Consider the following 13225-nt stretch of genomic DNA (forward strand, 5'->3'; position numbering starts at 1 on the left):
CTAAAGTCCCTTTACTATTTTGCATTTTATAAAGAACATCACAATGCATGTCTATACTATTCACATTTACTCCTGCTTTCCGCTTTTACGCACTTCTTTATATTTTCTCATCATACTTTAATCACAATAGAAGTGCAATACTAAAAAAAGGGAGACAAACAGCTGCGAGCTGTCTATACCCCTTTATAATCTAATTCAGTTTCGTTTCACGAGTTGGTTCTTCAACAAAATAAAGGATCGCACCGCCAATAACAAAAAGAATGATTAGTGCAAATACCCCGTTTAAGGAGTTCCCAGTCCTTTGAGAAATAACCGCTACTAAAACAGGTCCAATAATAGCTGCAAATTTGCCGAAAATGTTGTAAAAACCAAAGAATTCATTTGCATGTTTCTTAGGAATCAACTGGCCAAATAACGAACGGCTGAGTGCTTGGATTCCGCCTTGAGCTGTTCCAACAAGAACGGCAAGTATAATGAATGTAAACAAGGAATCTAAGGTCAGAGCATATATACAAATAAAAGTATACGTAATGATTCCAACATAAATCATTTTTTTATTGCTAAATCGGCCAGCTAAGATTCCATACAAAATAGAGAAAGGAAACGCCACAAATTGGCTCACCATCATCACAACGATTAAATCATTCGCTGCGAGTCCAATATCTGAACCAATTGCTGTCGCCATTTGGAAAATGGTTCCTACACCATCTATGTAAAAGAAATACGCAGCCAAAAACAAAAAGACATTGCGGTACTGACGAATGTTTTTAAGTGTTTCCCATAACCTCAAAAAACTATTTCTAACGACATGGGGCTGTTTTTCAATATACGTCTTTTGTTCAACATTTTTCCAGTATGGAATGGTAAAAACAAACCACCATAACGCAGTTGCTACAAAACCGCCTTTGATAAGTGCACTTTGCGATACTGGTAGAATACCTGTTAATTGAAAGAAAATAAAAATAACAAAAGGGATCGAACTGCCAATATACCCCCAACCATAGCCTGCACTGGATACACGATTCATTCGGTTCAAGGTTGTAGTATCGACCAATGAAGCATCGTAAAAAATATTTGCTGCACCATAACCAATCGAAGAAATGGCATAAAGAGTCAATAACACTAACCAATTTTCATCTGGAATGAAAGCAAAGCTAATGGTGGCAATAATACCCAGACCAGTTGCCAAAGTAAACATGGAGTTACGATACCCTTTATAATCAGCAATTGCTCCTAAAATAGGGGCTAGTAACGAAACAACTAATGTTCCTATTGAATTTGCATACCCAAGATACGCTGTCGAATTTGCCGCACTAACGCCTGAACCTTCAGAAACGGCTTTGAAAAACAAGGGGAAAACTGCTGTAGTTACCATGATCGCATAAGCTGAGTTAGCCCAATCTTGCAGAATCCAACTTTTCTCAGGTAATGTATACTTAAAGCGTGCTTTTTGACTGTCCATTACTTTCCCTCCTCGTGCTTAATTAAATAAAGTAGCTAGAACTTTTCCATCTATTGCCTGAGGAAATTCCAGTCCCATTGCATGTAAAAAGGTCGGGCCTTCATCAACCAATCGTGCTGAGGGTATGCGAGCATTTGAGTTGATTCCTGGGCCTGAAATGAACAGTGTTGTTTCATAATTTTCTTTTTTAGGACTGTATCCATGTGTCCCTTTATGGAATGCTGTTGTCTCAGCTCGACTAATTTCTTCTAAAAATGGACCATCACTATCACTGACAAAATAGTAGCCTTTCTTAGCTTCTACTAAAAAACTACAAGTGGCATCTGCTCCTAAATCAGCAGCTTCTTCTTGAGTATAAATAGCCTCTATTTGTTCAGAATGCTGCTCTAAACTATTACGGACATCAGCCAAGTTTACGCCAGGTTTTGTATAAATGTAACATGACCCGTCTGCTCCTTTAGCCAAGACATCCCATTCTTGAATCATTCCAGCTTTACTTTCTTTTAACCAGCCTTGTGTTTTAAATAGTTGATTCAACCTTACGACTGTATGAGTGTCTAATTGATAATGATCTCCAAATAGCGCCAATACAGTTTCTTCAAAGATCCCTTTTTCTTTCATAGCAGTAATAATTTGATTTAAGTGATCATCCATCCGTTTAATGGCTGCCCTTGCTTCTTTTGTATCTACACCGAACTCATGTCTCGTACTGTCCAAGTCGACTAAATGGATTGCCATTAAATCAGGATTTTTAGTATGGATTGTGTCTACGATTCCAGCAGTTAAGAAATGATCTAACTCAGGCTGTTTGATTCCGTTTCGCATTTCACCAAATTTCCGTTCCAGATTGAATACAAATTTTGGTGAAGATGACCATAATGAAATTAAGACTTGCGATTGCCAAGGACGATTGGCAAAAATCTCCGTAAGGTTATAGTTTATAGCTTTACTTCGACCGGTAACTGGCCATAGAAAAGAAGCGATCGTGTATCCAGCTTCGTGGGCAATATCAAATAGGCTAGGAACTTTGATATCTTTTGCATACCAGTGCCAGTCAGGTGATTTTCTTTTAGGTTGCACATAGGTATTGTTCGTAATCCCGTGTGTCTTAGGGTATACCCCCGTTACAATAGATGTATGGGCCATATAAGTTAAAGATGGATAAACTGTTTCTACTTTTTCTACTAAAGCACTGCGCTCCAACAAATATTTAAATGTTGGCAAGGTGCGGGCATAGGCTAAATCTTTTGCTCCAAAAGCATCTAAAGAAATCATGTATAAACGCTGTTTCTTCATTTTAATCCTCCTCTTTACCGCTCTATTATCCCACAAGTTTTTTCGCTGAGAAAGCTAGTTTTGTCATTTTTATGTAAAGAATTTTCATTGATTTTTCTATTTTGGCTCTTCGTCAAATAGTGTGGCTGCTTACAAACATGATAGAATCGGGCATGAGTGCCCACAGTGCTACCCTTTCATTTTTCTACAGGGCTACAAGCAATCCTATTCCTCCAGAATGTTAAGCATGAACTAAATTCATCTATCCACACTTAAAAGTGTAGAGTCTATATTTTTCGTAAAAAAAAAGCACTGATAAAATCAGTGCTTTTCCGACAATATTCATTTTCATAAATAGGTCCCATGAATTCCACAAAACAGAGGGGTCCAAACACCTGCATCTTGCAGTTGTACAGAAGTACGGTTGTGCCTTGTCTAAAGTTCCAATCACTTGTCGCCGCAGCGAAATGACCGAAGTCACCTGATTGGAGGTCAACTCATCGCATGGGTATACTTTACCATGGTATTTCATTAAATACAAGAGTTTTTTCATATTTACCTATTTTTTTTATGCAACTGTTAATAAAACTTATTTCTATTTTCCATGCTTATCATTGGTACTATACACTTAGCTGTTCTATAATGGGATTGATTCAAAGGAAAAGTTTTTCTTATTACTAGGCAAGACTTTAATTTAAGGAGGCCTTTTTATGAAAGAAGAAGTTATTGTGAATTATTTGGATCGTCATGGACTAGAAGCAAAAACTGGTACGACCATTTTGGTTGAAAGAAAAACATGGAATCGAAAATGGTACGCTACATTATTTGGTAAAAACAAAACTGAAAAAATCTACCTAAATTTTGCTGAAAGAGAATTTGTTATTTTGCCGCTTGTTCAAGACTCTATGACTCTTATTGAAGGCGACTACGCCCAAGTTCCTCTGATAGAAGTTAAATCGATTTATTTCAAAAACCAATCAACCTATTATGCTTTAATGATTCAATACAACGATGCTACTGATACCGATGATCGCATAAAAAAATACAGAGTCCCTAAGGAAGTTGCTGATTCTCCATGGCACAAACAAAATTTAGACAACCTAATTGAGCGCTTTGGGTTAAAAGAATCTAAATAAAAAAACGGTTTTTAGACATTCATTTATGCCTAAAAACCGTTTTTTTCATTTAGCCTTTTTTCAGACTAGTAAAGCCACCTTTTTTGTCTTAGTTCTGAATGACTTCGATTTTATATCCATCTGGATCGGTAATAAAGAAGAAATTAGCTGCATTATCTGGAAGACTTTTTAGATCTGTAACTTCATATCCACTAGCTTTATACTCTTTTTGAGTCGCGCCTAAGTCATCTACACCAATTGCAATGTGCCCATATCCATTTCCAAGAGTGTACGCTTCTTCTTGATCATAGTTATAGGTTAATTCTAATTCATAATCATCGCCATCCAACACTAAATATACTAATGTAAATTTAAGTTCTGGAAAATCTAAACGACGAGCTTCTTTAAATCCTAATACATTTGTATAAAATTCCATTGATTTTTCTAAATCTTTTACACGAACACAAGTATGCAACATTTTTTTTGTCATCTTTCAATCATCCTCTCATTCCATTATTTACTACCTCTTTATCTTAATGCAATTCCACCTAGAGTTCAAAAAATATTATTCGTGTAGTTCCAATGGCAAACCATCTGGATCTTTGAAAAAAGTGAATTTCCCATTTGTGTACTCATCAATTCGGACCGGCTCTGTTTCAATTCCTCTTTTGTTCAACCACTCGATGGCTTCGTCAAAATCATCAACATAAAAACACAAATGTCTCAATCCTACTGCTTCCGGTTGTGTAGGCCGTTTTGACGGATTAGGAAAAGAAAACAATTCAATTTCACTTTCTCCCAGTTTTAAATCCAACTTATAGGAATCGCGTTCTGCTCGGTAATTTTCACGTATGATTTCTAAACCTAAGATTTCAGTGTAGAACTGTTTAGATTTTTGGTAATCAGACGCAATGATGGCCACATGATGAATTTTTTTAATATTCATAGAACATTCCTCCAATTTTTTAAATGTCACGAATCATTTCAATACTTGTAAAATCTGGATTTTCAGTATCGACTATGTCCTGAAGGTAGTTAAATCCAAGAGCTTTATAGAATAAAAGGCTCTCTTCATTTGATTTAAAGAAACTGACCAACTGAGTATTGTTTCCTAATAGTTGTTGCATTTGTGTTAAGTGATCTACCAATCGTCTTCCAATTCCTTGTTTTATATAATCTGCATCAACATATAAAACAAATATTTTACCTACCTTAGAATCAACAATTCCTCCGCCAATTACACCGATAACTTTTCCGTCTAATCGAGCAACAATCCAGCCACTCCATTTAGCCGATACTTCTTTAATTTCTTTTAGAATTCTTTCAGGATTGTAATATTCTTCAACTTTCTCCTGTACTTTTTGCTTATCCTTTACAGCAGTTGCTGCATAAGCATACCCTTCAATACAAATAGCCACGATACTATCAATGTCTTCTATTGTAGCCAACTCAATACGAACGTCTTCAAAACTTGAATTCTCTTTTACTTCAACCTGTTTCATACCTTTTTCTCCTCTAGTCAAATTCTCCAATAAACACCATTTTATTCTATCCTGTTATCAACTATATTTTTCTTATCACCTCTAAATTAGCACTAAATAGCCCATTTGTCACTAGCATACTGGCGGCGATATAAAAACAATTTTGCCGTACTAGATTAATTTACGGTATACTTCAATTAGTCTATTTTTTATAAGGAGGGACAAAGTGACTGTTAGCAGTATTATTTTACAACAATTGGGCAGTATGTTTATTCTTATCCTTTTTGGCTACATTCTTATAAAAGGAAATGTGCTAAATAGTTCTGGCACCAAGCAAATTGCTAAAATGTTAGCAAACTTTATTACCCCTGTGCTGTTATTTATGTCCTTTCAACGAGCGTATCATTCGAGTCAATTCAAATGGTTTTTAGCAACGGTTGGAATTACGATTTTATTAATGGCCGTACGTATCCTAGTGAATTATTTTTTCTTACGGAATGCCTCTCGAACAGATCGTTACGCCACAACTTTTACAAATGCAGGATTTATTGGAATTCCGTTAGTTCTAGCAGTACTTGGTTATGAAGGTGTTTTTTTTGTATCTGCCTATAGTGCTGTGACGAATATCTTACAGCGGACTTATGGCATTTACATCATTTCAGGTGATAAGTCATTGATTACTCCAAAACGAGCATTGCTAAACCCTGCAACTTTAGGCGCTCTTACTGGATTAATTTTTTACTTACTGCAAATACAGTTGCCAACACTTTTAAGTGATTCTCTTTTTACTATTGCAGATTTAAATACCCCTTTAGCCATGATTTTATTAGGCAGCTATGTAGCAGAATCTAAATTACTAAATCTCTTTAATCATCCACGAGCTTACTGGACGACTTTTTTAGCTTTAATCCTGTCTCCTATTATTAGTATCTCACTATTATGGTTATTGCCTTTAGATAATTACTTAGTCTTTTTCGTCTTAGCCATTGCAACGGCTGCTCCAATCGCCGTAAATACAGCTTTATTTTCACAACTTTATGGCGGAGATTATGAATATGGTGCGCGTTTAGTTGTTTTATCAACTTTGCTGTCCATTATTAGTATGCCTTTAATGTTACGGTTTGCTGATTTTGTCTTTTTAATGAATTAATTTTTAAAGGCGAAGACAAATAAGAAGCTTCCTATCATATTAATTAACTAAAGAACAGAGCAGATAAAAAGAACCCATCTATTTTGTATAGGTGGGTTCTTTGAATTAGCAAGTAGGATGATAACTCTATCATTTTTCATTTTTTGAAAAAATTTCTTTCATGTAATCATCAAGAAAAAGTTTATAAGTGATAAATAATCCACCTGATGTTTTAAAAAAAGAAACAAAAAATGCCATTTTATGGTGTGAAGAAAGGTATTCACTATAAAAGTAATTTAGTAAAAATACAAGTACTATCCATACAATAAGGGCTAAAATCCATTTTTTTTTTCCATACTTACCACAACTCAATCTATTTAATGTTTTATTCATTCTATTTCGAGAGTCAATAAATTTAGCAAATCGAAAACCTTGATATATCAATGCGGCCGAGAAGAGTCGAACTTCCACCAGGATAATCCTGACCAGCCCCTCAAGCTGGCGCGTCTACCATTCCGCCACGACCGCGTTTAAAAACCTTACTAATACGGTATCCTCGATAATTCTAACGTTAGTTTACGCTTGATTTCGATAATTACCACATTAGTTATTATACAAATACGTGATCTTTTTTGCAATAGCAACAAACGAAACAAAAAAAAGGCAATATAAAATAAGCCGAAAATTAATCCGACTTAAATCTCATATATTCTATTATCGTAAATTAGTCCATTCGAAAGTTTTCTTCGACATATATCCGTTCTTCTTCGGGTGTGGCTAAACGTTCCGCTTCTCCGATATCACCCTCGTTCGAAGACCATATACGATTATGCACTTCTACTGAATTCGAAAAATCCCCTTTTTTCCACGTGGTCAATATCTCACGATAGGATTCTTCGTTTTCCATTTCTGTTTCGTCTAATACCTTAAGTAGCATATCGATGTTTTCTTCTTTCATTTCAAATGCGCCCCACTTAGATTCTGCGTATACCTTTTGATGGGTCATTTCGTGTACTCTACGTTCGAATCCTTCATCGGAATACACATAAGGTAGTGATTCGACTACTTCCGCAGATTCGATTTTTTCTGCTATTTCGGCGTCTTTCGACTTTTCGTTTGCCTTATCAAAAGATATAAAAACTACGGTCATAATCCCCCCTAATACTAATACCCCGAGTAACCCTAAAATAATTTTTTTCAATTTTGTTCTCACCTCATATAATTATCTGAAATTTCTTTCTACGAAATCTTGTTCTTCTTCCGGTGTCAATAACCGTTCTGCTTTTCCAATTGTACCGCCTTCTTCTAACCACACTTTATTGTGTACTTCGACCGCATTAGAAAAGTCCCCGTCTTTCCACTTGTTTAGGACTTCCTTATAATATTCTACTTCTTCATTTGAATTAGATTCTTTTAGTGCTGATAGTAGTGAATCGATGTGTTCTTCGCTCAGTTCGTACACTTCAAACTTGTATTCTGCGTATACTTTTTGGTGCGTCATTTTGTGAATTAATTGTTCGATACCCACGGAATCATTTTCCCACGTTCCTATAAATTCGACGGAAGATGATTCCATATCTGACGGAAGTGTTCCCATATTGATTTCGGGATATTCCTCTATGACACTTTCTTGAAATTTCGATTCTTTGATTGCTTTCGATTCTTCAACTTCTTCTTGCATAGATTCGGTTACATCGACTTCTTCCGTATTTTGATACGTTATGTAAATTACCAACGGCAGCAAACTAAGTATAAACAATGTTAAAACTAATCCTATAAAAAATTTCTTCAAATTAATGTCCTCCTATACCAATTCACTTACTTATTATCATGTTAATTGAAAAATATGAAATTAGCAACCCTTGTTCATGGACCTTCGTTTTGTAATAATAAAAACAAAAATGTGTGTACCTATTCGATCATAAGTGATTTCGCAATAAATACTACGAAAACTATTGTACAAAAAAAAGACACTGCCTAACGTCTAAAATTAAACGTCAAGAAATGTCGGCTCTATACTTTTTAGTGTGGATAGACGAATTTAATTTAGTCAGTAATTACTATTCTGGAGGAATTTTTAGAAGCAGTCACACTCTTTGAAGAAGAACCGAAACGTCTTGGCATTCTTCCACTAGCTGATTTTGTTTATTATTTAATTCATGGTCATTTTTGATATAAACCTGGCTTTTTGAAAGTCTTGTTAAAAAAATTAAAGGCTGGAATTTTTTTTATTCCAGCCGATTCATTTTGCTTTATTTCAATACCAAATTGCCCTTTACATCTAAAAATGCAGTAATGTTTTCCTGTATATCCATTAAATTTAGTTGTTTATATCCGATATGTATTGTTGTTCCACCGTATGCCTTTTTAATTTGAATGGTACTACCTGCTGGTACAGAAAGAACCGTCTTCACTCCTCCAGTTGATCCAACAATATTGGCTTTAATACCTTCTTTTGATGTAATATTTCCTCCACGTAAATAACCACCAATTACTACTTTACCTTGAGCTTCTATAGTAGTATTTAAGCAGCCCTTACCATAAACATGGATATTTCCATTACATAACAAAGTGCTATTTGACACACTTGCAATATAAATAAATTTACTTTCTTCAAAATCTAACAGATTCATCTCTTGGATAGTATGCATCAACGATATCAACAATTTAATTTGAGTTAAAGTGATATCCAATTGAGAAACTTCAAATAATAAGTTTCTTAATTGTTCTGCTGTAATTTGCCATTCTTTTTTTAAGAAATCTTTTTCTTGATAAACAAGTTCTATGTAGTTTTTCGCAACATCAGTAAATTTAACAAAACTGTGCTGAAGTAAAAATTTAAAAATAGATTTTAGACTTTGTTTCGATTCACTATTCTTATATGATGCGGACTTAGCAGTTTGCTCTAAAATTTCGTACATCTCTTCTAACTGTTCGGTAATCGTCCTTAGGTAAGAATCAAGTTGAACGATAACGGTATTCTTTTCACCAACAGAAAGAATAGAATTTTCACTGTTTCCACCACTAGTAATCGAGTTCAGTGCTGTCACAGTAGAGTTCCTTATAGATGAATGAACAATTACATTACTTCCGGCATCTATAACCATATTCTCCTCTACTTCTCCTTTTATTTCTACATCTCCAAAAAAGTGAATATTTCCTGTAGTGAGATTAACATTTCCTTTTTGGATAAATTTAGGAATGATAGCTGCTTTTACAATATGATCCTTCTGGTAGATACGTGGTCTTCCACTCCTAGTCGCAACGATACGGTTTCCATGCAACTTTGTTCCATTTTCCGAATAAAAAGTAATGGACTTCAAGGATTTGGGTTTAATTGGTTGATTGGTAACACTGATACCCGTGTTTCCTTGTTGTGGAGGATGAATAATTCCTAATAGTTCACCTGTTTCCACAATCGGTATCTCACTACTCTCTCGAAAATCAATGTTGCCTCTTTCATCTTCCAACAATAAGTTTTTAATGTTCAAATCGACTTTCATTTCTAAAAAACCATCTTTCCCATCTTGTGGAGGTATACCTGTTGCTACTTCATATATGATTGGTTCTTCAGCTTGAGATGCCATGATAATCACTTCTTCTCTAATCCCATAAAAGACATTGGCTTCTCTTAAAGCTTGACGAATTTCCTCTATACTGACTTTTTCAGTAATTGTTTTTTTTTCTTCCACTGTTAACGTTACTTTTCTTGCTAAAAGAGCATTCTTTATTTTTCTCGTTATCTCATATCCAGGCTCAACCTCAATATAAGCTTTTAATTGCTGTTCATTTGTTGTCACAATGCATCTTGGCAATACCTTTCCATTTATGACCTCAATAGAAATATCATCTTTTTCAGAAATAGCCAACATATCCTCCGTCATGATTTTCCCGTTCTTTGTCACTATTATTTCATTCAAAAAAGCACTATCAATTTGCAATGTAGGGAAAACTCCCGGATCATCTTTCACGTATACTACCCCGTTAGTTATCCAAATCTTCCCCTTTAATAATTGCTTTTTGTAGCTAGCAAAGCCTTGGTAATCAATCAATTTCTCTACTTTTCCCTTAACTATTTCGCCCTCCATAAGTAAACGCCTCCATTCTCAGTATCTTTCTCAGTATATCCTATTTCCCATTCGAAATATACCAATTTTAGGCTTCTCTATATACCTTATCCAATTTCTTAATTTTTTCCACACAGAATTTCTACTTTATGACTCTTTCTTTGAAAAAACATGGAACACGATAGCTTTTTTGTAGCTTATTTTATTAATTAGTTTTTTTAAATTCCTGTTAGCTTTCTATTGCTTTATGCTTTATGGTATGATTAAAGACACCTACTATCCTTGTTGAGAAATTTGCAAAGGATTGAAGAAGTTTAATTTAGCTGTAGGCGACGATAGTGATAGTAACTTCTCTAATGAGTTAGATGAGTAGAACTAAATATGAAGGTTTAAAAAACGAGTATTAGAAAGGTGATAAAATTGAATTTTAAAGAATTCGAAGAATATTTAGACGCAAATTTAGGAAGTAAAGACATCTTTTTTGAAAAAGCTATGGAAGACCAAATGAGAAGGAACGCTAGAAGACCACCTGCAAAAAGATGGAATGAAGCAAAATTAGAACGGGCTGTTAATAGAATGTGGATAGACATTGTTAGAAGTATCTATGATAAATTTAAAATCACGATCAATACTAAGTCTGCTGATCCCTATCAAGCTTGGATAGAGTTTTTCGAAAAAAATGAAGCTTTAGAAAACTTAGATGAAATGATGAATGATTTAGAATTTGAATAAACACTCATTGGAATAACGAGTTCCATACAAAAAGAGTTCAGACACTTGTCTGAACTCTTTTTGTATTATTTATTCGTTTTAAAATGGTGAGCTTACATCATGCCGCCCATTCCAGGATCCATTCCCATTCCGCCCATTGGAGCATCAGGTTTTGGTTGGTGAGCAACAACAGCTTCAGTCGTTAACAATAAGGCTGCAACACTTGCTGCATTTTGTAAAGCTGAGCGTGTTACTTTAGTTGGATCAATGATACCAGCATCAATCATATTTACCCATTCATCCGTAGCTGCATTGTACCCTACGCCTAAGTCAACGCCTTTTAGTTTTTCAACGATTACTGAACCTTCAAGACCAGCATTCGTCACGATTTGGCGAACCGGTTCTTCAAGAGCACGAATAACAATTTTAACCCCTGTTGCTTCGTCGCCTGTTGCTTCAATTTCTGAAACTTTGCGTTGAACGTTGATTAAGGCTGTTCCACCACCGGAAACAATTCCTTCTTCAACAGCTGCACGAGCTGCATTCAAAGCATCTTCAATACGCAATTTACGTTCTTTTAATTCTGTTTCAGTTGCAGCTCCAACTTTAATAACGGCAACTCCACCAGAAAGTTTAGCTAAACGTTCTTGTAATTTTTCTTTGTCAAATTCAGAAGTTGTTTCAGCTGCTTGAGCTTTTAATAAAGCTACACGGTGTGAAATAGATTCAGCAGAACCAGCACCTTCAACAATAGTAGTCGCATCTTTTGTTACAACGACTTTGCTTGCATGTCCCAATTGATCGATAGCTGTATCTTTCAATTCTAGACCAAGATCTTCAGTAATAACTGTTCCGCCAGTTAAGATAGCAATATCTTCAAGCATCGATTTACGACGATCGCCAAATCCTGGAGCTTTAACAGCTACAACATTGAATGTTCCACGCAATTTGTTTAAGACTAATGTAGGAAGAGCTTCCCCATCAACATCATCAGCAATAATCAACAATGGACGTCCTTGTTGCAGAATTTGTTCTAATAATGGAAGGATTTCTTGAATATTTGAGATTTTTTTATCTGTAATCAAGATATATGGATTTTCTAAGTTAGCTTCCATTTTATCATTATCGGTTACCATATATTGAGAAAGGTACCCACGATCAAATTGCATTCCTTCAACTACTGTTAATTCTGTTTCGATTCCTTTAGACTCTTCAATTGTAATAACGCCATCTGTTCCAACGCGTTCCATTGCTTCTGCAACTAATTCTCCTGTTTCATTGCTTCCTGAAGAAATAGATGCAATTTGAGCAATTGCTTCTTTTGAATCAACTTGTTTAGAAATAGCAAGCAACTCATCTACAGCAACTTTTGTCGCCATTTCGATACCGCGACGGATTCCAACAGGGTTAGCTCCAGCTGTTACGTTTTTCAAGCCTTCGCGAACGATAGCTTGTGTTAAAACAGTCGCTGTTGTTGTACCATCTCCAGCAATATCATTGGTTTTAGAAGCTACTTCTGAAACCAATTGTGCTCCCATATTTTCAAAATGATCTTCTAGTTCAATTTCTTTAGCAATCGTAACGCCATCATTTGTAATTAATGGTGAGCCGTAAGATTTTTCTAAAACAACGTTTCTTCCTTTGGGTCCTAATGTTACTTTAACAATATCTGCCAAAATATCTACACCACGCAACATTGATGCACGTGCGTCTTCAGAAAATTTAATATCTTTTGCCATTTTTCCTTCACCTCATTAATTTAGTTTGTTCAAGTTTTTACTCGTTATATTTAATCTATGACTGCAACGATATCGTGTTCTTTTACCACTAAATATTCTTTACCGCCGTATTTCACTTCTGTTCCAGCATATTTTTCAAATAACACAGTATCGCCTACATGTACTGACAATGCTACTGTTGAGCCGTTTTCCAAAACACGACCTTCCCCAACAGCGATTACTGAACCAGTTTGAGGTTTTTCTTGA

General features: G+C 35.2%; 13 protein-coding genes and 1 tRNA gene. 3 read left to right on the forward strand and 11 right to left on the reverse strand.

Translation table 11 applies throughout. From position 1 onward, the window contains the following. Positions 1-190: 190 nt before the first annotated feature. Positions 191-1462: an MFS transporter gene (locus tag CAT7_RS10865; RefSeq protein WP_007725556.1), complete on the reverse strand. Its 1272-nt coding sequence runs from the start codon at positions 1460-1462 to the stop codon at positions 191-193. Between the two features lie 18 nt (positions 1463-1480). Continuing rightward, positions 1481-2758: an alkaline phosphatase family protein gene (locus tag CAT7_RS10870; protein WP_007725557.1), complete on the reverse strand. Its 1278-nt coding sequence runs from the start codon at positions 2756-2758 to the stop codon at positions 1481-1483. 689 nt (positions 2759-3447) lie between these two features. Between CAT7_RS10870 and CAT7_RS10875 the strand changes: the two genes are divergently transcribed. After that, positions 3448-3873, forward strand: coding sequence for a hypothetical protein (locus tag CAT7_RS10875; RefSeq protein WP_007725558.1), 426 nt, complete (start codon positions 3448-3450; stop codon positions 3871-3873). A gap of 88 nt (positions 3874-3961) precedes the next feature. Here CAT7_RS10875 and gloA read toward each other — a convergent pair whose 3' ends face one another. The 3 genes from gloA to CAT7_RS10890 form a co-directional block, all read right to left on the reverse strand. Then, entirely contained in the window at positions 3962-4342 is a 381-nt protein-coding gene (gloA, locus tag CAT7_RS10880; RefSeq protein WP_007725559.1) for a lactoylglutathione lyase, read from the reverse strand. A 75-nt stretch (positions 4343-4417) separates the two neighbouring features. Continuing rightward, positions 4418-4798 carry an SMU1112c/YaeR family gloxylase I-like metalloprotein gene (gene gloA2 / locus CAT7_RS10885; protein WP_007725560.1) on the reverse strand — a complete coding sequence of 127 codons (381 nt, stop codon included), beginning with the start codon at positions 4796-4798 and terminating at the stop codon, positions 4418-4420. A 19-nt stretch (positions 4799-4817) separates the two neighbouring features. Continuing rightward, a complete protein-coding gene (locus CAT7_RS10890; RefSeq protein ID WP_007725561.1) occupies positions 4818-5354 on the reverse strand; it encodes a GNAT family N-acetyltransferase in 537 nt (178 codons plus the stop codon). A gap of 205 nt (positions 5355-5559) precedes the next feature. On the opposite strand from CAT7_RS10890, the gene CAT7_RS10895 reads away from it, so the two are divergent. After that, on the forward strand, positions 5560-6483 hold the full coding sequence (locus CAT7_RS10895) for an AEC family transporter (protein ID WP_007725562.1): 924 nt from the start codon (positions 5560-5562) through the stop codon (positions 6481-6483). A 423-nt stretch (positions 6484-6906) separates the two neighbouring features. Here CAT7_RS10895 and CAT7_RS10905 read toward each other — a convergent pair. The 4 genes from CAT7_RS10905 to CAT7_RS10920 all read right to left on the reverse strand — a co-directional run bounded on the left by CAT7_RS10905 (position 6907) and on the right by CAT7_RS10920 (position 10550). Further along, positions 6907-6990, reverse strand: a tRNA-Leu gene (locus CAT7_RS10905). Positions 6991-7186: 196 nt separating this feature from the next. After that, the gene (locus CAT7_RS10910; RefSeq protein WP_007725564.1) at positions 7187-7612 is read right to left on the reverse strand and encodes a DUF6241 domain-containing protein; all 426 of its coding nucleotides are present in this window, start codon (positions 7610-7612) and stop codon (positions 7187-7189) included. Positions 7613-7684: 72 nt separating this feature from the next. After that, entirely contained in the window at positions 7685-8254 is a 570-nt protein-coding gene (locus tag CAT7_RS10915; protein ID WP_007725565.1) for a DUF6241 domain-containing protein, read from the reverse strand. 460 nt (positions 8255-8714) lie between these two features. Further along, a complete protein-coding gene (locus tag CAT7_RS10920) occupies positions 8715-10550 on the reverse strand; it encodes a DUF342 domain-containing protein (RefSeq protein WP_007725567.1) in 1836 nt (611 codons plus the stop codon). A 390-nt stretch (positions 10551-10940) separates the two neighbouring features. On the opposite strand from CAT7_RS10920, the gene CAT7_RS10925 reads away from it, so the two are divergent. Continuing rightward, positions 10941-11261, forward strand: coding sequence for a hypothetical protein (locus CAT7_RS10925; RefSeq protein WP_231549455.1), 321 nt, complete (start codon positions 10941-10943; stop codon positions 11259-11261). A 92-nt stretch (positions 11262-11353) separates the two neighbouring features. Here the strand turns inward: CAT7_RS10925 and groL are convergent, their stop codons facing one another. Together groL and CAT7_RS10935 are read right to left on the reverse strand one after the other, a co-directional pair. Further along, positions 11354-12979 carry a chaperonin GroEL gene (gene groL, locus CAT7_RS10930; RefSeq protein ID WP_007725571.1) on the reverse strand — a complete coding sequence of 542 codons (1626 nt, stop codon included), beginning with the start codon at positions 12977-12979 and terminating at the stop codon, positions 11354-11356. Between the two features lie 50 nt (positions 12980-13029). Continuing rightward, positions 13030-13225: co-chaperone GroES (locus CAT7_RS10935; protein ID WP_007725572.1), on the reverse strand; the 196-nt coding region annotated here is incomplete at its 5' end.

Source organism: Carnobacterium sp. AT7, assembly GCF_000171855.1.
GTDB classification, from domain to species: Bacteria; Bacillota; Bacilli; order Lactobacillales; family Carnobacteriaceae; genus Carnobacterium_B; species Carnobacterium_B jeotgali.

Excerpts from the sequence above, each read along its gene's own strand:
- CAT7_RS10865 (WP_007725556.1), bottom strand. The coding sequence starts at position 1,462 with ATGGACAGTCAAAAAGCACGCTTTAAGTATACATTACCTGAGAAAAGT.
- CAT7_RS10870 (WP_007725557.1), bottom strand. The coding sequence starts at position 2,758 with ATGAAGAAACAGCGTTTATACATGATTTCTTTAGATGCTTTTGGAGCA.
- CAT7_RS10875 (WP_007725558.1), top strand. The coding sequence starts at position 3,448 with ATGAAAGAAGAAGTTATTGTGAATTATTTGGATCGTCATGGACTAGAA.
- gloA (WP_007725559.1), bottom strand. The coding sequence starts at position 4,342 with ATGACAAAAAAAATGTTGCATACTTGTGTTCGTGTAAAAGATTTAGAA.
- gloA2 (WP_007725560.1), bottom strand. The coding sequence starts at position 4,798 with ATGAATATTAAAAAAATTCATCATGTGGCCATCATTGCGTCTGATTAC.
- CAT7_RS10890 (WP_007725561.1), bottom strand. The coding sequence starts at position 5,354 with ATGAAACAGGTTGAAGTAAAAGAGAATTCAAGTTTTGAAGACGTTCGT.
- CAT7_RS10910 (WP_007725564.1), bottom strand. The coding sequence starts at position 7,612 with ATGACCGTAGTTTTTATATCTTTTGATAAGGCAAACGAAAAGTCGAAA.
- CAT7_RS10920 (WP_007725567.1), bottom strand. The coding sequence starts at position 10,550 with ATGGAGGGCGAAATAGTTAAGGGAAAAGTAGAGAAATTGATTGATTAC.
- groL (WP_007725571.1), bottom strand. The coding sequence starts at position 12,979 with ATGGCAAAAGATATTAAATTTTCTGAAGACGCACGTGCATCAATGTTG.